This is a genomic window from Pseudomonas sp. GD04091, assembly GCF_029836165.1.
GTDB lineage: Bacteria > Pseudomonadota > Gammaproteobacteria > Pseudomonadales > Pseudomonadaceae > Aquipseudomonas.
This window is the reverse complement of record NZ_JAOEBG010000006.1, coordinates 246,325-271,471: the sequence shown is the minus strand read 5'-3', so window position 1 is coordinate 271,471 and position 25,147 is coordinate 246,325. Positions and strand designations below refer to the sequence as shown.

Here is a 25,147-nt window from a genome sequence, read left to right as displayed (position 1 = left end):
CATGGAAAGTCGTCAGATCGTTGTGATCACTGGCAAAGCGTGTAGCGGCAAAAGCGGCCTTGCACGCTTGCTTGAAAAAGAATTTGGTTTTGAGGTGATTTGCGAACGTCGCGTGTCACAAGCAGCCGAGTGGAGCCTCAGCACGCCTCAAACCAGTTTGATTGATCGGCGGCGGGAGCTGGGGGAAAGCGAACAAACGCAATGGATGCTGGAAGCCACCAAAGCAATTTGTGCGGATGGCCATGATGGTCGGCCATTGGTGGTTGATCATCTGGACTCACTAGAACAGGTGATTCAGTTCCGCCAGGCGTTTGGCGGAAACCTGATTCATGTCCATCTTTACGCCAGTGAACCCACTCTGCGAGAACGTTTCGCGGCACGCGCTCCTGATGCTGCTCCTACCCTGTCGTACGATGAAGTCAACCAACTCAAGGATCAGGCGCAAATCAGCGCGCTGAAGGCAGATGCCGATGTACGTATCTTCACCGACCGCTCCGACGCGAAAGATACGCTCGTACGCGTTGCTGCTCGACTACATCTATACACCCCGCCCGAAATTAGATGTGTTGATGTCCTCATCGGTGGTCAATATGGAAGCGAGGGTAAAGGCAACATTGTCTCCTACCTGGCCCGTGAGTATGACGTTATCGTCCGCGTAGGTGGGCCAAACGCGGGGCATACAGTGGCCAGTTCTGCCGGCGCCTACACGTACCACCACTTACCCTCGGGAGCGCGTGATGTAAGCGCGCGTCTGTTGCTGGGCCCTGGCATGACAATCCACCTGCCGGGACTTCTGACGGAGATCAAAGAATGCTCAATCGGTGCAGACAGGCTGTTCATCGATCCTCAAGCCATCATTATTGAGGATCAGGATATCGAGACAGAAAAGGGAGGGCATCTAGTCTCTACCATTGCCTCCACTGGTAGCGGAAGTGGAGCAGCGGCTGCTCGGCGCATTTTGAACAGAGGAAAGGAGATCAGGTTCGCTCGGGATGTGAAAGAGCTTGAACCCTACGTCGGGATACCCGGAAATTACCACGGTTGCACCTCAGATCGCCTGGAAGAATCCTATCGAAGCGGACAGTCCATTCTGCTCGAAGGTACCCAGGGTAGTGGGCTCAGCATTTTTCACGGCGATTACCCCCACGTGACATCGAGAGACACTAACGTCGCGGGTTGCATTGCAGAGGCAGGCATATCACCCAGCAGGATACGGAAAATATTGATGGTTATCCGTCCTATGCCTATCCGTGTGGGCGATCCTGACGGGAACAAAGGTCACACCTCTGGAACGCTGAAGCATGCGACGACTTTTGATGTTATTGCACAGCGGGCAGGCCTTGATGCAAAGGCCTTGAACGAAGCGGAGAAGACGTCAACTACCCGCAGATACCGGCGCGTCGGCTGGTTCGAGTGGGATCAGTTTCGAAAGGCATGCGCGCTAAATGCACCAACCGACATCGTCTTGACCTTTGCTGATTACCTCAAATCGACCAATGGTAATGCAAGGCGGTTCGAACAGCTTGATGCCGACACAATTAAATTCGTTGAGGAGCTAGAGCGCGTTGCGCAAGCGCCTGTGTCCTTGATAAACACCCGGTTTCCCCGCGAGCCGGATCACAGCGATCTGAGATCCTTGATCGATCGACGCAATTGGACTGGGCGCTCAGGGCGGAGGTAAGACATGGATGTAAACAAGCTAATCGAACTTTACCCTCGGGTCTATCACATGGCAGAGCGCGGCGCCTGGGACAGTATTCGCAAGCGCGGGCTGATGAGCGCTACAGCAGTCCTGGATCACCTCGATGTTACGGGAGTTGAGCGTTCACAGTTCGAGAGCGAGCACCGAGGCCAGAAGATGAATGTGAGGCATGGCGATCCTTCGGACATTGTGCTTCGAGATCAGAAGCCTATGCCGGAAGGGCGGTTGCTGCAGGCGCTCACAGATGGGACGACGCCGCGAGAATGGTATGAGTTGATCAACAACAAGGTATTTTTTTGGGCCGAAGAGACTAGGTTGCACAATCTCTTGGGGGCGCGTGACTACCGGAAGCTTGAGCACGATGTCCTGACATTAGACTCGGCGTCTTTCATCCCGGCGTATGCGCGAAGCATATGGCTATGCCACATGAATTCAGGCAACACCTGGCCCATGCCGCATCGGCGCGGTAGGGATATTTTCTGCAGAATTCCCGATTACCCTGTGAACCGTTCAGGCAAACCAGTGAAAAAGGTTGTTGAGCTGGTGGTCGACTACGCCGTCCCGAACATTGCTGACTTCGTAGTGGAGGTACGGCGAATGCAGGGCAGTGAAGTACTAGGCGTGATTGGATAGGGGCTGGCATATGGTACGACGCCGTTTAGCCTCCCGTATTTTGCTGATCAGCGAGGCAAACCGGCTATTGCTTTTCAACATACGGTATTGCAGCGGCGTGTTGGCAGGCAGATGCTACTGGGCTACACCGGGTGGGCAGTTGCGGGACGACGAAACATTTGAGACAGCTGCTATTCGCGAACTGTACGAAGAAACGGGGATACAGATTCAGTCAGTCGGTCAATGTGTAGCTCTCCGTGAGTTTCCTTGGCAGATGCCGGATGGTGAGCAGGTGATCGCGTCAGAGCAATACTTCGTGGTTCGCGTCCAAGCAGAGCTGTGTTCGAGGGGGTTGTGGTCTGTTCAGGAGCGGGAGGCCGTTCATGAGGCAAGGTGGTGGTCAGAAGCGGAACTCGCATCCATTCAGGAGGACGTGTTTCCGCATGGCTTGCAAAGCCTGTTTGCCACGGCTCTTGAAAACCTACCACCGGCAGTTCCAATCGGTGATCACGGTCGCCCGTGATACGGCGAGCTGACCCTGAGGATCGAAGGACAAGAGGATGGCGAAGACGTTGTTACCGATTTTAGATGCCCAAGACCCGCTGACGGCCAGCGCCTTGGAGGCGTTGAAGCTCTACTACGAGGCGATGGCGGCGAACCGGCCCGAGGAAGAAATTGAGCGCTTGAGGCTAGAATGGGAGTCACTCTGGAAGGCTTTCTCTGAATACCAGCTACGCATGCTGGGGCATCATCGCCAACGCTTCAGTGATCTCATTACCCGTCCTAAGTGGCGAGTCTTCCGCGAGGGCAGTGCACCCTCCAGATGAGCGCCCTAGAAGGGCGGTTCGTCGTCAAACTTGAAATCTAGGTCTGGGCCTGATTGAGGCAGGGCATCGCAAGCTGCTGAAGCCTGTGAGTTTGCTAGCCTGTAACCATTGAAGTGGTGCAGCCTGTCTCCATCGAATTCCCAGATGCCAAGTCCATGGCCCCAGATAATGCCGTCAGCATCGATGCAGAAGCTACGGTCGCGAGCGTTCGTGTCATGAATCTGCGTCTCCCGAACGAAGTTCGCAACCCAAGAGTCACCCCACGCGTTATAGGCAATCTCCCGCCAGGCTTGTTCGAAGCGCATATAGGCTGTCGCATTGATCGAGGAGTCGTACACAACGTTCAAGAAGCTCCCCGTGACGCCCAGTAGTTTGAGGGGGGGAAGCACACCTTGAATAAGGCCTCTCTCGATCATCGCAACAATGCGCATGTCGACGCAGTCGTTCCAAAGCACCGCGAATTTCTGAATTAATACTCTGGCCCCAGGCTGTAAATCTAGATTGAAGTTGTGAGTAGTAATGAACACAGTGTACGCCTCTTGGCCATGTTCATTCATGGGCTGCTCATGTATGACGCGAAGAACCTTGGAGTAGATCATTTCTGCTCATCATGTGGCTATTGATTGTCTTATGTACTGAAGGTCAGGTTTGGTGAGGTGTCAAGATAGTGGTGGTGGATTTGTCGTTCTTCATTTGTGATGCGTTCTAAAATTGACTATTCAGCAATTCTTAGGAAAGTAATTTAATAATTTTGAATCGCTGGTTAGCTCTGGCAAAAAGCTCTGAAAAAACAGTGTGTTATTGAATGGTTAATCAATATGTTGCGATTTGGTTGACCCTGCAGTCAGCATAATTTTTTTGTGTGGCTTTTTTTGGGTGGTTTTTGCGGGGGTTTCGGGTGTGGTGCTGTATATTGTTTCTGGGTCAATAAATCTATTAATGCAATTTTTGGTATGCTCATTAGGTGTTCAGGCTATTTGCATTGTTTTGGAACTGTGTCTATGGTTGCTTTTTATTCACTCCCAGTGGCAAGTTCTGATGGGTGAAACGACCTAGTACGTGGAGTAGGAGACATCGAAATGCCAAAGAAGAAAAATGATACTTTCACAGTGCCTCGTATCGCTCATTACTTCCGTGCTGTCGACCTAGTAGGCACATCGTGCCCAGAGTTTGTCCCTGAATCATTCCCTTCCTACTGCGATGATGAAGAGTGGTCGGGTGAGCTCCTGCTCAGGCTCGCAGTGCGGATGCATCACCTCTGGCCTACGTACGGAGTTCGAGACGGCATTCGAACCATCCAAGGCGAGCACCCCGCAGTGTGTTTTACAGCTTTCAGTGTGTCTGACCTCATCGCCGTGCGCGATGGCTTCACCACTCAGAATGGTGCGGTCACCCAGTACGCCATCACGTTCCCTCTATCGACTGCTCTGAAGGGTGGTATTCAGCCGGTCGTCCAATGGTCGAATGGCCAGGCTAGCCTGCTGGATGGGTCTTCGCTTGAGGGAATGATGCGAGATGATGTCGACAATCAGTACCGGTACATCAATGATCAAGGGACTGCGGCCAGCCAGCCGACTATGCACCCTGAATGGCGGTGGCGATATCCCAGGAACTACCGCCGCAACATCGAGAAGATCGAAGCGAACGGTTTTGAGGGCAATGTCATCCCTGGGCTGAAGATCACTCAGAAAAAGTGGTCTGGGCTGGGTATCGTGGTGCCCGATATGGCGACGGCCCGCAGACTTCAATACGACGTACTGACCTTGATCGATCAGGGATTGGTATCCGAAGAGCAGTTCGATCACATCCTCGTCTGCGACCAGTTGCCAGCAACACTAGAGGGGCTGGATGAGGAAGCGTTGCATGCGGCTTTCTCTGGCGCATGCTTTGACTTCAAATCCTGTATGGCTGTCCCGGCGTTCAAGGCAGGCCTGGCTGCAATGGATTTCTCCACCCACCTTATTGTGCTTGAGGACTCGACCGCCAGGGCACCTGAGCGAGAACATGGAGGCTGCTGGCTCTGGTTCGAGGACAACAGCCACCCGTACGTCAGGAAATTGGTGCGGGCTGGCCGTGTAAAGCCGAACAACAAGGGGCGTTACCTCGCCTCGCTGGACGAACTTGACAGGAAGCGGGATCTACGTGAACGCCAAGAGATCGTGTTGGCGTTATCAGAGCAACTGCGTGAGAAATACGGGGTCAAGAGCAGTTATTTCAGTGTGAAATATTCGTATTCCCCCGATGATGATCCAGCCTACGCTGGCAGGATTTGGGGCGGAGGATACTTCATCACGGCAACGCCAGATGAGGACAACGAGTGAGCAGGGCCGAGACTGTCAGGGCTGTTTCATCTAGCGATGTCGCAGGTCGGTAAAGGGGCAGGAGATGGGTATCCACGGCGCATGGCATGGGGCTTTAACCTCCACCTAACCTTGCACGATTTTCCTTCTGCGCCCTATGCTAGCGCGACATACGGCAGTAACCGTGGAGCGCGGTCATGGAAGACAGAGAGCATTGGTTTTCGTTGTTGGCGCAAAAGGACTGGGAGGCGATTGGCAAGCTGCTTTATTAAAAGAAGAAGGCCAAGGTGCAGGATCCCTATCTGACACTAATGACCGGGTACTTTGAGACCGAGTTTTTTACCTTCGCAGAACCCCTTCCTCCTGCAGAGCGCTCCAGGCAGTTTGAGTCTACCAATCTGATCATCGAGCTGAATCAGCATGGATTCAGTCAGAGTTTCGTCGATCAATTTGTTGATGAGCGGCTGAAGCTGATGCAAGCAACCAAGCATTCGGCGCTCCTCAACTATGCACAGACGCACCAGCACCGTCCACTTGCCAAGGAAATCATTCAGTCCTTCCTGCATGCCAAGCCTGAAGTGGTTGCAGCAAGTCTGAGGGAAAACATGACTGTCCGTGCCACAGAGGTGAAGCCCGGAAAGCCCAAGACCATCAGCTTGTTCAAATCCAAGCAGGAACAGAATTTCTACGAGGCGGTACGCCGGGTTTTCCCTACCCACCATCCATACCCGAACGTTGCCTTGAGCTGTGTCCTCGATTACCAGGCCATCAAGGATCAGCTGTCAGAGCAGGCCAAGTCCTATTTCTTCCGGGGCATCGTCGACAACGTTCTGTTCGACGTGGCCAGTGGATACGTGCCTCAGTACTTCATTGAGCTGGATAGTAGCTTTCATGATGACCCACAGGCGCAGGTCAATGACCAACTGAAGGACGCCATCTTCAGAGCCGCCAATACGAAGCTCATTCGCATTCGCCCTTTGAATGCCAAGGCCTCTTCCGTGGACGAGTTTGAGCGATTGGTGCGGGAGCTGATGCGCCAACTCTGACTGTGGCGCAATGTAGCTGGGCTGCTGGGCTGGCTGGTTGTGTGGGGCGGGGCTGCCTAGCTGGGCCGAGGGGGCGGGGCTGATCCTGGAGCTTTTATCTCGGGTTTGAGAATCGAACGGATACAGTACAGATGGTCGTTCACCTGGTGCAGCCGAGCGATGAAGTTATCCATGAACTCATGAGTGACCTCAAAATACTTCGGTGGTTTACCCCGGCTTTGGGCCTCGTCTAGGCGGCGATGCAGGATCTGCTGGTTGTAACCGTTAGTGATGGGGTAAGCATGGATGACGTCCGATCGCTCATCGTTCAATGTGGAGAACAGCGCGTGCGCGATCAGTCCAGCTGCATGGGCTTCGGGTGCCGAGTGTTCGATCTTTTCAAGACCTTGCTTGAATGCTCCCGCGAGCTGCCCGCCTGTCTTGGCCTCCAGAGATTTTCGATCCAGCAGTGGATCGATGTAGCAGAGCACTTCAGCCATAAACCCGCTGACCGAGGCGAAGGCGTAGACCACCACGCCCAGGCTGCACACATAGCGATGGCTTGACGGCAGGGCGATCCTGGTCAACCTTCTGATGTCTTCCAAATCCTTCTCGACGCTGTTCATGGCTTTGTCCTGGATGGTTGCGAGGGAAGGGGCAGCCAAGGGCCTATCGGTGACCTACAAGTTACCGCTAGGCAACAGTGCTAGTAGAATGCATTCGGTAGCGGACAGCTTCCCCTGAGAAATTGCATGATCCCTGATCCCACTGAAAAAGAAATGCGCCAAGCGCTCTTCGGTATCCCTTCGCCCGCGTCCCAAGTCACCGCTCCACCAACTGCAGAGCCCGTTCCTAAGATCGTATTCGAGAAGCCGAAGACACCGGCCCCCAAGAAAAAGTAGCCAAGCCCTTCACGCCCCGGCTCCGCGTAACCGCCCGTGATGGCAATGAATTTGAAGGCAAAACGTTTGAGCTGATCCACGAAGCTGACACGCTCAGCAAATTGCAGGTTGAGCTAGATGCTGTCAAAGCCGCCAGGAAGAAACTCCGGTACGTCGAGGTGGTGTCAGTTAAATCCATGTAGCAGGTGGTTCCAAACCGCCTTAACAATGGACGTCAGGTGATAGTGGTGCAGCGTCACCATGAAACGATTCAGAGAAAATCATATATAAGGTTGTCCAGGTATGTCTTTACCGCCATTGCCCAAGCAGCGAGATGCTGAGCTCGCCGTCGTTCAGGAGTCGCACCCATCCCTTTTGCTTTACCTGACATTGACACTCATAGCCATTGGGATGGTTGCAACTGGGTTTTCTTTACAAACAACCCCAGACTGGGCAGGGTTACTGCTCAATCTCGGATCTGGCTTGATAGGCAGTGTGGTCATACTGATATTCGTTGACCGCAGGTTAAGATCAAACGAGCTCTCTGCCCTATCGCGCCTGCCAACGTTAGGGGCCTTTCGAGTCAGGACGGCTTTGATGCCAAATCGAAGAGCCGCATATCGGTACTGTGAGTCGCTTGTCGCCTCACTAGAAATGAATTTGGGCCATGTAATCAGGTTACCTGGATTTGATGAGCTGGAACGTCGAGCGCGGCAGGGCTTTTTACTCAGAGGTTTAGCAGGTTCGGGAAAAACTACCTGGGCCCAGCTCTATGCTTCAGACATGTCGAGGCGTTACTTGGAAGCCCACACTGCTGGGGGCGTAGTCGTACTACTACGCCTCGCGAAGTGGAAATACGATATAAGCCTCCTGCAAACCATATATGAACATGTGTACAAGGCCTCGGGGTGTTCATCGCGGACGTTTAAGAGGCTTCTCTCTTCGGGAATGGTGACCGTCCTTCTCGACGGTTTCGACGAGCTCCCCGATTTCGGTTCGCAGGTCAAAGCGGAACACTTTGAACTGAGTGAAAAGTACCCTAAGGTTACGTGGATCTTAACCTCCAGAGCTCTGGGTCTATTGCCTGACAGTTTTGGAGAGGTGGTTGACATGCCATTACCTGATCCGGAGACGTCTAGCATTATTCGCGAAAGGGTGCTTGAGTCTTTTACCACTTGATTCATTTGAAGGGGACGAACGCCATTGCATTCTCTATTGTGGTGCTGTCGCTAACACTAGGGCATCTTTCACTGCTGAGCTTTTGGCTGGGTTGTAGGAATTATGGCGCACTCGTGGGCATTCACTAGAGTTCTCCGCCTGCAGTTACGAGTTGGCATCAAACATCAGAGTGGAAGGCTGTGGCTGGACAGGCGCTAATCGACTACGCCAAGAAAGGAGCACTAGACCATCCCGCCCCATTGGGCGGGATGGGGATCGCTTCGCTGGAATCTCAGTGGAAGCGCTGACTAACCAGGGTCTCCTGAGTTCTGATAACGGCTTAATTCCTTTCAGTCCAAGCGAATCTTCTCACCGGCATCAGTCTCGCCTCGGTTGCGGGGCCTGGTTAGAGGTTTGAGGTTTTACGAGCGCACGGTACACATAGCTGTTGGTCGGCTCATATTCTTTGCGCTGCATAAGATTGATTATTTTAACCTTTCCACTGTGCTTGATGTACTTGTATGTAAAGTATCGCGCAACCTTATCTTCATGCGTGGACATGATGATTTGTTTGTCGCTGAAATCGTTGCGCAGAAGTTCCACGAGCGACGACATATTGATGTCATCCATTGTCTGCACTGGGTCATCTATGAGTATGGTAGAGAATCGCCGGGCGTAGACGCGGTTTAGGGCGAGAGTGAGCGCGATGACCACCGCTGAGATTTGGCCAGAGCTCATGGTATTTATAATGTCGTGATCTGTTGACCAATCTGACACCAAGCGCACATTCTTGAGTACATCATTGCCCTGGGGGTCTTTGATAAATACACCTTGCCCATCCCCAGCTTGATGGCTTTGAAGTATTTTGCCCGAGTATATGAAGAAAGGAATCTCAATGTCGGTAATCAGTTTTTTTCGATATTGTCCTATTTGGGTGCCAATAACATCTATGAGTTTTCCGGTGTCAAGCAGTGCCAGGTCAAGAAGCGTATTTTGACCTTCGAGTTTAAGAAGTCGCGCTGCGACCTCAGTGAGCGAGCTGAAATATAGAGATTTAATGAAGCGCTCTTTTCTATCAAGCTGAGTTATGTCGAAGCTGCGAAGTTTGTCACTTTCACGCTGGAAGTAATCTAAGTAAATCCGCTCGTAAATGTCACTGCTAAATGACTCCGTGTAACCATCGGGTGATGGGCCAATCCGGCCTCGGATTCGTTCAGATAGTAAGTCAGATTTCTCTGAAATATAGGTCTGTCCGCCAGGTACAGGGAATGCCGGCGCAATGAGGTCTAAGTCATCAATACCTTCGCTTGCCAGCCAGCCGCGCAGACGTTCCACTCGGTCTTTGTTGGCCGCAGCTTTCGCGATCCTCGACAGTTCGTCTTGTGACGGAGGCTGTCGCAATTGTAGGAAATCGTCGCACACCTTGAGCAGAGGCTTAAGTTGATTGTTCTCGAATCTTTCCCGCGCTGTAACCAATTCCCGGTCTTGGTCGCCCAGCTGACTGCGCAAAAGATGCCCATGGTCGGTAATTGCTCTGTCCAAAGCATCATGGGCTGAATAGTCATGGCCACAAAGACCGCACTTAGTCTCGGTCGGGTGTGCCTGCATACTTTCATGCATTGCCGTATGATGTTTCATCAGTTCAGTATAAATGGACGTCAGTCCCCTGAACTTTTCTGCGAGGCCGATCAATAAGCCTACGTCATTGATGAAGGCGTCAGCGGAGTCGAGATTCAGAATCTGAAATAGCTTAGTCGTTTCCAGATTTTGTTGTATGACTTTGAAGTCACCACTATTGAGTATGTCGCGTGATCGCTTGACATACTGGTAAACTCCAAAGTCCGTTTCGATTTGCTGGTAATTTTGGTAAGTGCCTGCATAGCCCACGTACTGCTCCATGAGCTCACGTTCTTGTGCTGCCCGCTGATACCGTCGTGAGCGCAGGAAAAAGTCCCGATGCGTAAAAAGACTGGATATCTTTTGCAGTTCAGCAATCGCCTTGGTCATGCGATCTTCGTTGAGCTGGGTGATAGTCGGGCGATCCCAGAATGGGGAATTTTCACCGGTCAGCCAAGGCAGAGCATAGACGTGTTGCTCGGTTTCTCCTGCCGAGAGATCATTGATGGCTTCCAGGTTGTGCAGGGTTCGAATGTTGTCTATCTTGGTGTTGATGTCTCTGCGAGCTGTAAAAAGCCGTTTCTTGACGTCCGTAAGCTTTTGAAGTTTCTGTTCTGCCTCATAAGTATCGCCAAATAGGTTGGCTAATTTTTCAGCCCGCTGCGCCTCATTGTTAGACTTAAGGAAGCGAGAAGTATCTTCCTGTTCTATATAGTGAAATAGTAGAAAGTCGCGCGCAAAGTCTTTGCTGTTGAATAGATGGTCGAACTCACTTTTGTCGACAGGTTTTGTTTGTGATTCAACAATCTCGTGGATTTCCCAGAGAGATGAAAAGTTGCCGATACGCCTTGCTGCGTTTGCAATATTTCGTTTTAGTTTCCTGAGAAATGTTCGTCTTTTGCCATCTTCACCCAGAAACTCTATGGTGATCTCGACATCACTCTGGCCATTATGGGCTACAACGATGTCAGCAGGATTTTGTCGTCCTTCCAGCACGATCAGCCTGCGAAGACTACCAGTAATTGCAAGCTCAATGGCGTCGAATACCGTTGTTTTTCCATATCCATTCGGGCCGTCCAGTAGTACCAGGCGGTTATTTTCGAAGTTGATCGTGAAAGGCTCGCCCCCATAGATCTTGAAATTTTTTAGCGTCACCTTGCTCAATGTGATCATGCTTTATTTCCCCAGATCGATTCGACGTTCCCGATGACCGTATCGTCTGCCCATTCGACTGCTAAAATTCGCTCAAACGTTTCGGTCAAGGCAGGGGGTAAGGCAGCGTCAATTTGCCCTGTGAGGTTCTCTAACTTTTGCTCTTTAGGATTGTAGGAAAGAAAAGATAGTTTGAGCATTACCCGTACGATCAGGTCATACAAGCGGTGTCGATTTCTATGTTGGTACTTGAATGCCAAGAAATCTGCGCCGTTGTTGGCGTTTAAAATATCGTTGATGATATCGCTCGTTAGCGCCTCGATGGCATTGCTGGCCAGGTAAGCATTGAGTGCTGCCAACTCTGACGAAGAGTACTTGATTACATTTTTCTTGAAGTTGTAAGGGTCTTCTTCGAGAGCTAGTACTAAATCCTGATTCAAATTTAGGGAGTCAAGGCAAATGATCATGGTGCAATTTTTTTCAAAGTACAGTTCAACCTTGCCCGTGCTTTGGATCTCTTCAAAAATTTCTTGCGCAGTATTATCAAGAAAATTTTGTAGCGTTTCGTCGCTGTTGTTATCGAGGTAAATGGTTAAGAAGTACTCTTCTCTGTGGCGGCTCTCGGCTTTGAACAAACTAAAATCAAGTAATGGGTTGGGCAGGTCGACATCCACCAGAGTGAATCGGTTGCTTGCCATGATGTTATTAAGGATTGTTATCATTTTGCAAGCGTACCTTTAGCTTGTTCCAGGGGGAGGAGGGTAATCAAGGGCAATATGTCGTCACGCTTGGCACGTGAATCTTCACCTGCGGCCCGTGGTGCAGTAGTACTTTTGTCAAAATCCGGCGCGAATGGATGCGCCTCTTGGCCACAATAGATGAGATTACGAACCTCGTAGAGTAGCTCGCCAAGGCATGGGTTAGTGTTCAGTTGCCGGATTGTGTTGCTGATTCTGCCAACGTTGGTTATGGTCGTCGGAAGATACCCTTGTGGCGGGATAGTTGTGCATTTATATGAGAATCTATAGCGCTCTGCCTCTTGCGCCAGTCGTGAAAAATCTATTTCATGTAGGATTTTCAATAAGCAGAAACGAATGCCCTCGTCGGATGCGTTGAAAGCATTGTCAGTGTTGTTTCCACTGTCCAAATGAAGCTGTGGCGAAAAATGCCTGTAGTGCTCCCATAGCTCCAATGGGGGTAGCGACAGGAGCAGCTTCTGCGCAGCCTTTAAATTGCAAGGTTCTGGGGCTGGCTGCGGATAATCATATTGATCGCCCAAGTACTCGTCGATCAAACGTGAAAAGCGATCCTTGAACCGACAAGCGATGTAGTGTTTGCTCACATCCTCATGGTCAAAACTAAGGATATTGATTATTTCTTCGAATTTTATAGGCCTGGCGAGTGCGCCTGTTTTGGTCTTATGGCGTTCAATAATATAGTTGTCGATGACGCCTAGGAAGTAGTCGAATGCTTTTTCCAGTTGGTCATTGGTTATTGCGATTTGCCGGTTTGCTAGCGCGATGGAAAGTTGATGTTTTATTTTGTTGTTGATGTCGCTGAGGTCGCAGAATGCGTTGCCGTCATAAATGAAACTTGCTAACCGGTTAAGGGCGTCACTTTTCTGGCTGGAAATGTTTTCAATAACTTTAGCTAATGCGTCTGCATCTAAGCCTGGTAAAGATGCTTTGAGAATTGACGCTTTTTTCTTGAGCTTGGTTCCACCTGCGGCAGCGGTTTCAAGTAGGGTGATCCCCGTCTTGGGATTACTGCCGATGTACTCATTTAGCACGACGGTGAAGTCATTTTTAACCGAGGCTAGGAGGCCAGTAAATTTCGGGCGGTCATTAATTTGTTTCCAGGTGTGGATGTATCCTAGCACGCCAGGTTTCTTGTGAAGTTCAATTGTTAGGCCAAATAGAGCATCTGAGTATTCTTCAAACGTACTGGAGTTGTATGCCTTGACCTGGTGAAAAGAGACGGATGCTCCATTCACCACGATCTCAAAGTCCTCGTTGGCTTCGAGCATCAATTCTGTTGTTGAGAAATCATGAGCGACTGGCTGAGCATTGATCAACGTCAGCGCATAATGCAGAGCGACTTTGCCCTGGTAGTTGAAACCGCTCCAGGAGGGTGAAGCATCGAAAGCCATCAGACAATCTCCAGCACCATCACCAAAAATTTGCGAGGGTAGGGAGGCCAATTGGCGAACGCTGGCGTTTCCCTACGCAGCTCTCAATAATAAGGGAATCACATGGCTATCTGCCATCTTTCCGAAGAGCGGTAGCCCGGTGTACTTGATTCAGCCAGTGCGCATGAGGAAATAATCGCAAACTGCATCTGCAAAGACCGTGTTCATTGGAATGGCTCTAGATCATCCCTTGCGTCACGGCTCGAAAACCTTCCCTGCGTCGCTACTGAAGCTAAGACGCCTCAGCCCATTCGAGCAGTGCCTCCAGCCCCGCTCCCTTCATTTCTTGCTCCATTTGATAACTTTCAATGAGCTCGCCGCCTACCTGCGATAACAGGTGTTCGAAGAGCCTGAGGTGGTGGTGCTTCTGGTCTAGGTTTTGCCAATCGCTCAAGAAGTCACGGGGAAGGGGCGAGCTTGTCGACACGGACTGGGGGATGAAGAAAGGGCAGAACATGTCGCTAGTAACGTCAAAGCCATCTTTGCTAGCTGTGCTAGCGAAATCCATACACATCAAGCTCGGTCGATGGAGGAGCTGCACAGGTGCCTGGAGGACGTTACTCTCGATCAATCGGTGCGCCCCCCAATTGTCCAAGCTGCTGGCAAACTCGCCGGGAATCACATAGATGTCCGGCGTAAAGCGCGTGAGGAAACCTTTGGGATTTGGCTCCAAAGGCTCGTCCCGTTCACGGGCGGTGAAGAATGAGTCTTGGGCGATGCTGTTGCAGACATCAACGACCACCACCTCACCCTCGGCTGGTTCGTAAGCGAGGATTTCCTCCGGGCTCAGCTCAGGACAGTTAATGTTGAGTGGCTTGAGGTCGTAGAACACGTAGCCAGCACGGCGGCGGGCTTCGGGATATTCCGCGTACAAAAAGGTGCTTTTGAGGTGAAGGGACTTCGCGATGGCAGCAAGATTCCTCGCCAGTGTTGTCTTGCCGACGCCGCCTTTTAGATTGGCTACAGCAATCACGACCTTACCGTTGGGTAGAACGACTCGTGATCGCTCTTCGCTCATCATCTTGGAGCGCACCAACTCGGCTATCCAACCCATGAGAAAAGGATCAACTGGCCGTGTGCCGTTCAGCCATCGGCTGATGGTCTCCGGCGCTGTGCGCTTGCCATCCTCACGCAGCGCGCTCACCTTGTCGGCCAAGGCCACGCCGCTGAGTTGCAGGTAGTTCATGGCTCGTTTGAGCAGGACAGCATTGATCACGGGCTTGATCCTCAGTCAACATGCACTTCAGTGACATTGACCGTAGATCAAGGTTTGCTGGCCCGCAAATTCCGTTTGGAAAAAATCGTGAGACGTGTCGCTGCTAGTCTTTCTGGACAAGAATTCGGCCCCATCCCGGCGGCAGTGAACGGGGTGACTCTCCAACCCCTGCAGATACTCTTGGTCTACGGGCTCTGGAAATGGTCATCTAAGCTAGTGAGCAACCTCGTTAGCCAAAATCGCCAAACTGGCGCAAGCCAACAATGGAGCTTCCTCATGAGCAAGTTGACCCAGTACACAGATGTCACCGTGATTTTCGATATCGACGGCCAACAGGCGGATGCCGAGTTGAGTCATGTGGAAACGTTGGCACTTGCCCAATTCTTTAAGCGACTCAGCTGGAATGAGGTACGTGGGTGCGCAGTAAATGATGACGAAGCCCATTTGATCTGTGCCGCTGTGGCAAAGCTGCAGGGTGGGTTGGCCCGAGGTGGTTATGCACCACGTTGATTCTTACCAAAGTGCAGTTCGTCTTCCGATGTTCCATGGTCAGAGTCGAAATCCCATAGGAAATCTGCGTTCCTATCCTCATTGATCAGATCATCGGACGGGGCGCTTGGGGTCGACGTGACGAGAACCTGGCCTTAGCGGCTGATCATGCGAGCGCCACATGACAAGGACAACCACCATCAGCTGGGATCGGTTGTGGAATGGCTAAGAAAACCCGCGCAGCAGTTTCTCGCCAGCTGCCAGCACGCACTTGACGACCTAAACAATCAGATGATTCAACTGCCGAAGGCTGAACGTGCCGAGGCAATGATGGGAGGCAGGGGCGAGCGTTGGACGAAGCTGAAGAGATCAGGGATGCTCGACATCGTGAACCGCCTGTTAAAGAGCCTGTTGCCCGAGGCACCTTTGTGTGAAGACGCCTCACTTATTGAGCGCTACTGTCCAGGCCTATTTGTCTGCATCAGCGCCTTCTACGCCTCGCTACAAAAGTCGCTGGGGGAGAATGGACGAGAGCTTAAGGCCAGTGATTTTGTAGACTTGATCCATGCCCTCTACATCCCTTACGTCTCTTATTTCCGGGCAGATCGATACATGAGTGGCGTACTGCAGCCGCTGGCCAAAGATGTTGGCACGGAGGTGGTGGCATCACCTGCCGCAAGTATTGACGCGTTGAAGTATGAGTACCTGATGGTCTGAACCTTGGGTTTCCAGGTATCGTGGCGGGCGAAGAGAGGACTGAGCGAGCGCTGAGTGACGGGAAGGTCTGGGCCTGCCCCGTGTAGAGCATGGAGATTGATGTGATCCTCTCATTGGTAGCCCGTAGGGCCTAATGGGGCTGCTTCCAGTAATTGCCAGGCTCATCGGGTTGTAGGAGGGCGAGGTGAGAGATCATCAGCTTTCGCGATAATTACATGCTTCGAACCGGTCAGCGCACGTTCTCGCTCCAGTACTAATGTTTTGGGAGGGGCGGGATTTAAGTGACCAATTAGGACTGTAGACATAACCATGCGCTTTAGCCACGAGTGAGTTTTCTTTAATCGTCACTTATTTTTCTCTCGGCTGCATAAAGTCGTTCCTCTAATCCTTGGATGTATTCACGCAGGATTTTAAGCTCGTCGCTAATCTGTTCTTGTGAACTAAAGTTCTGGCGGAACAACAAGTCTTCGAGTGTGTTCTTGGTCTGTTCAATGTCGTTTTTTATGCTTTGGAAGGATTCGTGCGAGTCTGGGGTAGTGAGGAGCTTGTATTGCTCGTCGACATATGTCCAGATGGATTTCGGGTCGCGGTGTCCAGTTTTTGTAATTACCTCTCTGGCAACAGTATCTCTAAGTGCTGGGGTGATTTCTTTCATAAGTTCGGGTTTTTTTTTGAATCGTAGTAGTAGCTCGGTTTTCACCTCTCTACTAATAAATCTGTGTCGAAACATGGATAGGCATACTTTTTTGTTGTTCAGTCCGGCATCTTCGCAAAGTCTATCAAATTCTTTTGTTAGTGAGGATTTTTCTAACGGTTGGCCGTTCTTTCCTAATAGCATCTGGCTGGCTTGTGAAGTAGTATATCCATGTTCATCTAAGTGTTTTATGAATTCAGCTCTATCATCAAAGTAGGTCTGCAGGCTTACTGCTAGTCCCATATTGATCTTGAGTCTGCGCGAGGCTTGTGGGGCTCTGGTTTTTTTTGTTGGTAAGATAACTGTAAGTGTAAAGACAATGTTGGAGTTTTCTTCGACTGACATTTCCTGTAATTCTTCAGGTCGCAAGCCGAAATTTGTCATCATGTTGATGGTGAACACTCTTCTGCTGTAAAGATATTTAATGGTTGCCATAGCGTGAGGGCTTAGTGATCGCCCCGGCGTCTTTAATGTATTTTGATAGCGTGCATAGACTGCGCTTCTCAGCTTTGCAATGTGTTTTTCAGGCATGGGAAACTTGTCGTTGAGAGGTGCAGTAGGCTGGACAAGCTCGGGGTGCCAGATGTAAGGGCTATTTCTATAAGGGGTATAGCGCCATTCGATAACTATGCGAGGCTGGTCTAACGCTAAGCCAATAAGAGGCAGCTGTTCATATGCTGGATGAATTTTCTGAATCCATAGTAAGAATTTCAGGCAAGTGTGCTGAATTGATAATACTTGAGTTCCAGTGCGGGCAGGGCTATCGATTTCGAACTTATTGGTTTTTAGTTCGTTTTTAAGGTCGTTTGTAAATATTTTAAAATATGAATCATTAAAATCGTAAAATGAGATGTCTCTGGTGAAACAAAAGCGGACGAGATGAGTTATGAGCGCTGCACTGGTTTTGGTCGATTCTTTGCCAGTTGTTGCTTTTGCGATATCCGTTAGCCATAAGTTTACAAGGTGGCATGGAGTACCGTTTGGCCAAAACATTAGAGGTAGTGATGTATGCTTTGTGTAGGTTATGTAGTGCTGGTTTGTGCGTGTTAGGGGGGATGCGCCGCTAGGTAACTCTACGTTGGTAAGTAATCTATATAGCTGTGCCATTTACTTCTTACCCCCTTGGATGACCTGCAGCGTGGCGCCCTCGCGTGTTCCATGGGAGGTTATATGTGAATATTTGGCTTGGCTGATTGAGATAAAATTTTTAATCTTTGCTTCGGCGAGGTTGGAGAGTGAGGGCTCTTTCAGCAGTGATCTAAGAAATTCGTAAGCCTCTATGTAGGCCATTCCGCATAGATGAGCTTCAAGAAGTGCAAGGTTCTCTAGATCTTTTATGTGCTTCTCTCCCTCTATAAGCCTTTCCTTAGCTAAACTTTCTTGATGTGCTTGAGTGCGGAGTTCCTTAATGTATTCCCATGTATTGGCATGGTGGTGGGGGGTTGTAATGCTTCTATTTTTAACTGCATGCGATTTGATAGTGTTGTACGCTTTTTGTGAGAATAACCCCTTGATTTCTAATGCGAGGAATTTGCGCATGTCGGATAGCATGGCTGCCTCAGCATCGGTAGCTATTAACTCATGAAGTATGATCTTTCGAAGCCAGTCAATCCGGGCATCAATATTCATTTCAGTTGAATTCGTCATCTTGTTCCCCTTCAAATTTTATGGCGAATTCAAGAGTTGTAAGTACGCCATCTGGGCCAGTTATTTCAATTGTGTATACAGTGCTTTTGTATGTATTGTGTCGCTGCAAATGATTAAGGAGATTAATAAAGCTTTGATTGTTCAAAACCTGAAGAGTATGAACGTTAAAATGGGTGCAAACATGGCTGTACAGAGCACTTAGCCCGCTGTGGCCCTCTGGTGAAATTTGGCCAAGCTCAAAGGCAACCAGCCTGTCACTAACGCACTGGCTTTCGTATTTCACGCTTTCGGGGTCATCGTGTGAGAAAGTGGTATACTCATCAATGCTTCCTTCTTTGATATGACCCGCTCCATAGCCAAGCGTTCGGCGAAGTGCGCTGTCGTGATGTTTGTACATCACGATCAAGAAAAATTTTCGCATTTGATGAATTCTTATTTTTGTAGGTTCGCCATCCTTGGTTCTGGGTAGATTGCTAATAAGGCAGAAAGTGTCAATCGCGGCGTTCAGGGTTTCGCCAAGAGCCTTCCCAACTGGTGTGGAGAGGCATCGTTTTGGTATGTAAAAAAGATGGTCTACGAGGGGGCCATTGACGTCTTGATAAATTGCTCTGAGCTTGGTCGAGAGTGCTTGAAGTAGCTGGATGGCATATGCAACCAGGGATGGTATAGGTCGGCTGATCTGCTGACGCTGCTCTAAGAGTCCACTTTTTTCCAGTTCCTGTACTAATAGAGCTCCACCACCTTCAAACTCCCAATCCAAACATTCAAGGGGCAGTCGATGTAGTTCGCCATCGCGCACCGGCTTGCACATGCCAATCAAAAGGGCACAAGCCCCATAGAAGGCTTCCTGCAGAGTAAGAAACGTGATCTCCCCGTTGACGGTATTGCGGTTGTTTGATGTGAATGAAACTACGTTGTACCGTACCATTAGGGGAATGCCGCCAAACTCTGGGTTTGACGGCCAGTCGAGCTTCTTTTTCTGGAAAAAATCTTTGATCTTTATGTTGCATGGGGGTTGGTGATACTCCTGCCTCAAATACGTGTACTCATCGGCAAAAGCTGCTGCGGCTTCAACTATTTGCTCGCCATAACATATGATCATTTCTGCTGCGCTATTAACGGCACCTAACCCGATTTCAAGTGGTAAGAGCTTGGTGTGGCCGTCGAGTCCTAGCTTGTCTAAGTGCTGTTCCTTGAATGCAGCGTCGGAAATGTAAGGAATTTCGCTTACGAGGTTATGAGCGGATGTGAATATTCGAATTTCCTTTCGGTGGGTATACATCGTTTTTCTGACTATCGACGATGTAGCCACAATGCGGCGCTTGTTTGCAGGTACTGGCACTACAGCTTCTGGTGACGACCGGTCATGCTGGATGTCAAATTGGTTGATAACGTTGGCTACAATGGGGTAGCGATCAAATAGCTGAGATGAGCAACCCAGCAGGATCTCCAAGTATTTCCTAGAGACTACTTTTGCTTTCACCTGGTTGGAGTAGATGTAGGCTCCTTGGCTGTTCAGCCACTCAGCCGATTCTTGAATAAAGTTTTCATCTAGACAATTCTTGTTGGCAAATATTGTTGATAGAGGTAGGGTGCTGTTTGTTTTCTCGTGCAAGATTGCCAAGAGCCTATCATCGAGCTTAAGTGTATTCGCTATGCCTCCACTGGCAAACTCGTGGAAATAAGCTTTGAGATGGTCGTCTGTGAGTAATTGGAATCCGAACTGTTGCGTTTGAAAGACTGATGAGTTAAGTACCATCCACCTTGCGAGATTCACAGAAGTGTCGATGACTCGCAGCCACTGCTTATGCCAGCCATGGAAGTATTGGAGGTTACCCATCCTTAGGTGAAACGCGGCTTTCTGAATTGGCTCTAACAAAAGGGAGTTTTGGGGGGCGGTTAGTAAGCTGCCGTCCGGTAGGTAGTCATCAAACCTTACGGTCAATGTTGAGTTTGAATTGTGGTCTTCGACCACAACCCACTGGTTGCTACCTATGCCACCAGATACTAGCCAGTCCGCTTCGAACTGCTCATTACCCGAGAGTGTTAGCTTTTGCGCTCTGTTAATTAAGTTTTCAACGTGCTCGTCATCGGTGAGGTGTGGGGGCTTTTTCCTTGGCATTGAAGGTCTCCTGATTTATGCCTTTAACTTATCGAGAGGGCTGGATATTAATAAATAATGAATCGTAATACGCTATCTGGTCGAGTGCTAGCTGGTGCTCTGCTCTCAGTTCATCCAGCGCATCCCCGCAAAAGCTATTTGCTATTTGGAAATCTGATTCGCTTGCATTATCTATATCCAGCTCTGCCGTTAGCCTAGCTAGGCGAGGAATGTTGCAGGCAGCTTGATGGCTGAGCCCGGTTGTAGAGTCAATTCTTATTTGTTCATCTAGTGGCATGCGTGCGACTTTCGCTTCATAGGAATATAGCGCAGCTAAAATGTTATTATCTATGTGTAAGTGAAGGTCGCCGCTCTTAGTGGTTGGGGTCAACTTGCTGTTTTGAATATCCGGCAGACGGCGACGAGCGATTACAGCGAACGGATCATTTCCCGTAGCTTCAGTGAGAATTCTTACAATGAAGCGGTGGAGTTGTTCTGTGGTCGTGAAATCTGTTGCCGCTAAGGCCCAAGGATGGCCGTGTGTTGCGACTACAATGATCTTCTGAGCTAAGATGCGAAGTGTCCGGTTTGCGAATCGCTTAACCAACCATTTAGGAATGTAATTGGACTCGGTGACGGCAATGGTATTACCCAATACCATAGACGTCATGGCGAGGCTGCCCGTCCTTAAGAAAGTGATAATGCCCTGTGTTGCCCTGAGAACCGTGGGTGATAGGTCAACTTTTCCTCTGATAGAAACCAGGTCTGCAGCAAGCCGTATCTTAAGCGAGTTTTTATGTTCGTTGTTGTTGCTGATTTGGCTTGGCCTGCTAGCTGGGCCTCTTGATGATAAATATATAAATAAACGTTTCCAGGTAGGGCGCTTCCTCGCCTTCAGTAGTTGCCTGGTCGCGCTTGTGCATTCAACAACCTTAGCAAGAATTTCCCGACTGGTTTTATTTAAATAGGCGACTTTCCGGCTCAGGGCCCTTGGCTTCGAAATTGAGAATCGGACTAATCCTTGCTCTGTATCAATCTGAGCATAGCAGTCACCATTTTCCATATATAGGTCGGCTTCTGCGATTGATTCTGAGGTGAATACTGGGTTGTTGATGACAAGTATGGCTATTGCTGCGTTGCAATCCACTACACTTAAAAGGCCGATGAGGCGACTGGCGTATTCGTTGGATACTTTTGCTTTCATGTACTGCTGAGGGCAAATTTTCTTCAGCATCTGGAATAACTTGTTGATGCGACCCATTTTCAGGCCAGTTGAAGTTCTGAAAACCTCTTGAGCTGTAACCGAGTTGATTAGTCCTGTTTCATAATTATGCTTTAGCAGCAGCAGGAACCACGCTATCGCGATATATTTGGGGGTAGAGGGTGAGCATACATGAACTCCATCTGCCCCTATACCGTTGGCCTTAACAATCTCGGCACGACCTTCATTGGGAAGACTGTCAATAAGGGCCTTTCCAATGTTTTGCGTGATGACCATTTCTTTCCAATAGCCTGTGAGGGCATTGGTCACTTGAGAAATACTAGCTTCGAGCTCTTGCTTAAATTGGGTTAAGTATAAGTCGTCTGGCTTGTCAAGGTCAGGTTCAATCAAAAACTTTTTGGGCAGAACATCCTCAATTGCCTTTGTGAGTGGAATCTTTTCACTTTTAAATCCGAGAGGCGGAACAGGGTTTTCATTGCTCCGTATGTTGTTTTTGGCATGTGGAATAACTACAGAGACTGGTATTACACCAGAGCGGGATAGCTCTTTGATTATCTTGGCGGCAGCGTTCCAGTATGAAACCCTAGATTCAAGTTTGATTTTTTTGTTCTGGATCGTTTTTTCGAATAATGTGACGATGATGTTTTGCCAGGCAGGCAGATTGTTGTGGGCTGGCCATTGGTGAGTGTTTAACTTGCTAAGGATAACACTCAGTCCCTTGAAGAAAATATTATAGCTATTTGCTGAAGCTCTGGCGCAGACGGACTTTGTGCTTTCAGCTAAAGCTCGAAGTTGTGCCGGGGTGTATTTTTCATAGTGGGCGCAAGTATGGGTCTTTGTGCCTTTGACCGCAGAGTCGGATGGCCACTCGAATATGAGGGACTTGTCTGTGATTTGGCAGGTCAGCATAGCCCTAGCCTCTGCGAGTTAAGTCCCACTTCAGGCTAGACCATCATTGTGTGGTGTCAAATTGCGGTGTCAAGGAATTTAGTATCTCATTGTTAAATATGAAAAATAATCAGTGTCATGTACCTGTGTCTAGAAAAAATAAATGACCAGGTCAGGGCGGGCCTCGCGAATCATCTGCATGGCATCCACGCCATTGTCCGATTCACCGACAATCGTGTAGCCCTGATTTTCCAGCAGCATCCGGATGGCCAATCGGATAACGGGGTGGTCGTCAACGATAAATACTGAGTACATATTCAACATTCCATGCAACAAGGCTAAGGCAGTCGGCACATTAGCTCAGTTGGATAGCGGTTTGCAGGGAAGGTTATGCCAAATACCAGATATAGGAATTTGCTTACGGTTGGCGATAAATACTGCTACGAAGAGTGTGGAAAGTATGTACGGTAGATGAGGCTTTTGTAACTTTGCGAACTGATGAATGCTTGTTCGTTTAGATAATGAAGCTGTTTGTGGGAAAAATCCTGCAAGATAGTGGGGCGACGGCAAACATCGATCTGCCGTCGCCACAGGTTCATTTGGAACTGGAGCGCCCGGTCATTTCCAGCGCCATTTCGCTGGCATAGCTGTCGGTCATGCCGGCAATGAAGTCGATCATGCGCAAGAAGGCGGCATGCAACGAGCCCTGTGGGTCGGGGGCATTGTTGCCGATCAGGTCCAGCACGCGCCGACTCTTGAAGGACGGTGTACGCCCACCGTGCTGCTCCAGTGCCGCGCTGCAGAAGGTATTGAGCAGAATCTCCAGGGTGGTGTAGGCACCGATCTCATGGAGGGTCTTGCGTTTGTCCTGGAAGATCTTCTTGCGCGCCATGTCCTTGGCCTGGAGAACGCAATGTTGCGCGGGGCCGTGCATGTGTTCGACCAGGTCGCCCGGCAGGCGACCGGCCAGCAGGGCATCCTGCTGCTCGACGAAGGCCTGGGCGGCGGCATTGGTCAGGTGCTCGATGGCCTTGCCGCGCAGGATCGCCAGCTTGCGTCGACGCGATTCGCCGGGGCCGAGCTGGCGGTAGGTTTCCGGCAGGTCGTCACCGACCAGGTCCAGCAGCAGCGCCTCGACTTCGGCGTACTGCAGCAGGTCCATTTCCAGGCCGTCCTCGAGGTCGATCAGGGCGTAGCAGATGTCATCGGCAGCCTCCATCAGGTACACCAGCGGATGGCGCGCCCAGCGCTGGTCCTCGAGCTGTGGCAGGCCAAGTTTGCCGGCAATCTGTTCGAGCAGGCCCAGTTCGCTCTGGTAGCAGCCGAACTTGTGTTTCTTGTAGCCCAGTGCATCGGCGTGGCGCGAGGTCCAGGGATACTTGAGATAGGCGCCGAGGGTGGCGTAGGTCAGGCGCGTGCCACCGTCGAACTGGTGGTATTCGAGCTGGGTGAGGACGCGAAAGCCCTGGGCATTGCCTTCGAAGTTGAGGAAATCGGCGCGCTGGTCGTCGCTCATGTCGTCCAGCCAGCCTCGCCCCGCGGCCTGCTGGAACCAGTGGCGAATTGCATCTTCTCCCGAGTGGCCGAACGGCGGATTGCCGATGTCATGGGCCAGGCAGGCGGACTGCACGATCATGCCCAGATCGCTGGGCTCACACCAATCCGGTAATTGGCCACGCAGGGTTTCGCCGACCCGCATTCCGAGCGAGCGGCCGACGCAGCTGACTTCCAGGGAGTGGGTGAGGCGGGTGTGGATATGGTCGTTGCTGGAAACCGGATGCACCTGGGTCTTGCGTCCGAGGCGGCGGAAGGCGCCCGAGAAGATGATGCGGTCGTGGTCTTTGTGAAACGGGCTGCGGCCGAGCTCTTCAGGGCTGTAGAGGGCCTTGCCCAGGCGTTCGCGGGTCAGCAGGGTTTGCCAGTCCAAGGCTTGTTCTCCCATCGTAGAATCGGGATAGCTTCCGGTGTCTGGCGCGCCGGCGCAAGCGCCGGACGCACCCAGGCTTCAAGGGCGGCGGGTGTTGCCAAGGAGCAGGCGGATCAAGGGCACCAGACTGCTGCCAAGGCGCACCAGGCGTACCAGGTTGCCGCTGCGCACGCCTTTGCCGGTGAGGAACCCCAGCGCGACGACGCCGACGATTCCCCACAGCGAGCCATGCTTGACCCCCATGCCTTCGCCGAACGAGCTGCCCATGCCGCGCAGGCGGCGGACCGGTTCCAGCAGTTGGCCTGATTCGTGGCGGATCTGCTGGCGATGCATCTCCATGCGCAGGCGCAACAACGCCTTGCGCAGCTCCCGCGGGTTACGGGTATCGGGCAGTTCAGGCAGGCTCATAGCAGGCGCTCCCGATCCTTGGCCAGTTCCTCGAGGGTGGCGTGGAACGGCGACGATTCGTCGAACACCGCGGCCTTCAGGCGCAGGCCGCAATACAGCGCGGCGATCCCGTAGAACACGCACAGGCCGATGATCCCGGCCAGCCGATAACTGTCCCACAGCAGCACCAGAACCAATCCCGACAAGGCGGTCAGCAGCAGCAGGGCGAACACCAGCGCCAGGCCGGCGAACAGCAGCAGGCTGAGGGTCCGGGCCTTCTGTTCCTGCAATTCGATGCCGAACAGTTCGATGTGGCTGTGCAGCAGCCCCAGCACGGCCGCGCCCAGGCGCCTGCCGGAAGCGCTGGCGCCGATGGCGTCGTTGTCCATGAAGGTTC

At 50.9% G+C, this 25,147-nt stretch carries 21 protein-coding genes and 2 pseudogenes; 9 read left to right on the top strand and 14 right to left on the bottom strand.

What is annotated here, in order from left to right; translation table 11 throughout:
• Position 1 precedes the first annotated feature (1 nt).
• From N7422_RS10810 to N7422_RS10795, 4 genes are read left to right on the top strand one after another with little or no spacing between them, the layout of a single operon-like run.
• The gene (locus tag N7422_RS10810) at positions 2 to 1,681 is read left to right on the top strand and encodes an adenylosuccinate synthetase (protein WP_279806513.1); all 1,680 of its coding nucleotides are present in this window, start codon (positions 2 to 4) and stop codon (positions 1,679 to 1,681) included.
• A 3-nt stretch (positions 1,682 to 1,684) separates the two neighbouring features.
• Positions 1,685 to 2,335: a hypothetical protein gene (locus tag N7422_RS10805; protein WP_279806512.1), complete on the top strand. Its 651-nt coding sequence runs from the start codon at positions 1,685 to 1,687 to the stop codon at positions 2,333 to 2,335.
• Between the two features lie 10 nt (positions 2,336 to 2,345).
• Positions 2,346 to 2,837, top strand: coding sequence for an NUDIX domain-containing protein (locus N7422_RS10800; protein ID WP_279806511.1), 492 nt, complete (start codon positions 2,346 to 2,348; stop codon positions 2,835 to 2,837).
• 37 nt (positions 2,838 to 2,874) lie between these two features.
• Positions 2,875 to 3,141: a hypothetical protein gene (locus N7422_RS10795; protein WP_279806510.1), complete on the top strand. Its 267-nt coding sequence runs from the start codon at positions 2,875 to 2,877 to the stop codon at positions 3,139 to 3,141.
• A gap of 5 nt (positions 3,142 to 3,146) precedes the next feature.
• Here N7422_RS10795 and N7422_RS10790 read toward each other — a convergent pair whose 3' ends face one another.
• Positions 3,147 to 3,740 carry a hypothetical protein gene (locus N7422_RS10790; RefSeq protein ID WP_279806509.1) on the bottom strand — a complete coding sequence of 198 codons (594 nt, stop codon included), beginning with the start codon at positions 3,738 to 3,740 and terminating at the stop codon, positions 3,147 to 3,149.
• 480 nt (positions 3,741 to 4,220) lie between these two features.
• Here N7422_RS10790 and N7422_RS10785 point away from each other — a divergent pair, with 480 nt between their 5' ends.
• Positions 4,221 to 5,462 (top strand): DUF4427 domain-containing protein, encoded by a 1,242-nt coding sequence (locus tag N7422_RS10785; RefSeq protein WP_279806508.1) that lies wholly within the window; start codon positions 4,221 to 4,223, stop codon positions 5,460 to 5,462.
• 266 nt (positions 5,463 to 5,728) lie between these two features.
• The gene (locus N7422_RS10780) at positions 5,729 to 6,487 is read left to right on the top strand and encodes a DUF2726 domain-containing protein (protein ID WP_279806507.1); all 759 of its coding nucleotides are present in this window, start codon (positions 5,729 to 5,731) and stop codon (positions 6,485 to 6,487) included.
• A gap of 56 nt (positions 6,488 to 6,543) precedes the next feature.
• On the opposite strand, the gene N7422_RS10775 is transcribed toward N7422_RS10780, so the two are convergent.
• Positions 6,544 to 7,092: a hypothetical protein gene (locus N7422_RS10775; RefSeq protein WP_279806506.1), complete on the bottom strand. Its 549-nt coding sequence runs from the start codon at positions 7,090 to 7,092 to the stop codon at positions 6,544 to 6,546.
• Positions 7,093 to 7,218: 126 nt separating this feature from the next.
• On the opposite strand from N7422_RS10775, the pseudogene N7422_RS10770 reads away from it, so the two are divergent.
• Positions 7,219 to 7,550 (top strand): annotated as a pseudogene (locus tag N7422_RS10770) (hypothetical protein).
• A gap of 1,333 nt (positions 7,551 to 8,883) precedes the next feature.
• Here the strand turns inward: N7422_RS10770 and N7422_RS10765 are convergent.
• The 4 genes from N7422_RS10765 to N7422_RS10750 all read right to left on the bottom strand — a co-directional run bounded on the left by N7422_RS10765 (position 8,884) and on the right by N7422_RS10750 (position 14,678).
• Positions 8,884 to 11,295 carry an AAA family ATPase gene (locus N7422_RS10765; protein WP_279806505.1) on the bottom strand — a complete coding sequence of 804 codons (2,412 nt, stop codon included), beginning with the start codon at positions 11,293 to 11,295 and terminating at the stop codon, positions 8,884 to 8,886.
• Positions 11,292 to 11,948, bottom strand: coding sequence for an ABC-three component system middle component 1 (locus tag N7422_RS10760; RefSeq protein ID WP_279806504.1), 657 nt, complete (start codon positions 11,946 to 11,948; stop codon positions 11,292 to 11,294). Before N7422_RS10760 ends, N7422_RS10765 begins: the two co-directional genes overlap by 4 nt.
• A gap of 44 nt (positions 11,949 to 11,992) precedes the next feature.
• Positions 11,993 to 13,423 (bottom strand): ABC-three component system protein, encoded by a 1,431-nt coding sequence (locus tag N7422_RS10755; RefSeq protein WP_279806503.1) that lies wholly within the window; start codon positions 13,421 to 13,423, stop codon positions 11,993 to 11,995.
• A 271-nt stretch (positions 13,424 to 13,694) separates the two neighbouring features.
• Positions 13,695 to 14,678: a ParA family protein gene (locus tag N7422_RS10750; protein ID WP_279806502.1), complete on the bottom strand. Its 984-nt coding sequence runs from the start codon at positions 14,676 to 14,678 to the stop codon at positions 13,695 to 13,697.
• Positions 14,679 to 14,954: 276 nt separating this feature from the next.
• Between N7422_RS10750 and N7422_RS10745 the strand changes: the two genes are divergently transcribed.
• Complete coding sequence (locus tag N7422_RS10745) at positions 14,955 to 15,188, top strand: hypothetical protein (protein WP_279806501.1); 234 nt, start codon at positions 14,955 to 14,957, stop codon at positions 15,186 to 15,188.
• A gap of 147 nt (positions 15,189 to 15,335) precedes the next feature.
• On the top strand, positions 15,336 to 15,884 hold the full coding sequence (locus tag N7422_RS10740) for a hypothetical protein (protein ID WP_279806500.1): 549 nt from the start codon (positions 15,336 to 15,338) through the stop codon (positions 15,882 to 15,884).
• Between the two features lie 337 nt (positions 15,885 to 16,221).
• On the opposite strand, the gene N7422_RS10735 is transcribed toward N7422_RS10740, so the two are convergent.
• From N7422_RS10735 to N7422_RS10700, 8 genes and pseudogenes are all read right to left on the bottom strand, one after another.
• Positions 16,222 to 17,685 carry a hypothetical protein gene (locus N7422_RS10735; RefSeq protein ID WP_279806499.1) on the bottom strand — a complete coding sequence of 488 codons (1,464 nt, stop codon included), beginning with the start codon at positions 17,683 to 17,685 and terminating at the stop codon, positions 16,222 to 16,224.
• Positions 17,686 to 18,225, bottom strand: a complete 540-nt coding sequence (locus tag N7422_RS10730) for a hypothetical protein (RefSeq protein WP_279806498.1) — start codon at positions 18,223 to 18,225, stop codon at positions 17,686 to 17,688.
• A complete protein-coding gene (locus N7422_RS10725) occupies positions 18,209 to 20,347 on the bottom strand; it encodes a hypothetical protein (RefSeq protein WP_279806497.1) in 2,139 nt (712 codons plus the stop codon). Before N7422_RS10725 ends, N7422_RS10730 begins: the two co-directional genes overlap by 17 nt.
• A 28-nt stretch (positions 20,348 to 20,375) precedes the next feature.
• Positions 20,376 to 22,457: a hypothetical protein gene (locus N7422_RS10720; protein ID WP_279806496.1), complete on the bottom strand. Its 2,082-nt coding sequence runs from the start codon at positions 22,455 to 22,457 to the stop codon at positions 20,376 to 20,378.
• A gap of 141 nt (positions 22,458 to 22,598) precedes the next feature.
• Positions 22,599 to 22,751, bottom strand: a pseudogene (locus N7422_RS10715) (response regulator); the annotation flags it as partial.
• A gap of 280 nt (positions 22,752 to 23,031) precedes the next feature.
• The gene (locus tag N7422_RS10710; RefSeq protein WP_279806495.1) at positions 23,032 to 24,363 is read right to left on the bottom strand and encodes a deoxyguanosinetriphosphate triphosphohydrolase; all 1,332 of its coding nucleotides are present in this window, start codon (positions 24,361 to 24,363) and stop codon (positions 23,032 to 23,034) included.
• A gap of 78 nt (positions 24,364 to 24,441) precedes the next feature.
• A complete protein-coding gene (locus N7422_RS10705) occupies positions 24,442 to 24,771 on the bottom strand; it encodes a hypothetical protein (RefSeq protein WP_279806494.1) in 330 nt (109 codons plus the stop codon).
• Positions 24,768 to 25,139, bottom strand: a complete 372-nt coding sequence (locus N7422_RS10700) for a phage holin family protein (protein WP_279806493.1) — start codon at positions 25,137 to 25,139, stop codon at positions 24,768 to 24,770. The genes N7422_RS10705 and N7422_RS10700 overlap by 4 nt, the downstream gene beginning before the upstream one ends.
• Positions 25,140 to 25,147: the final 8 nt, after the last annotated feature.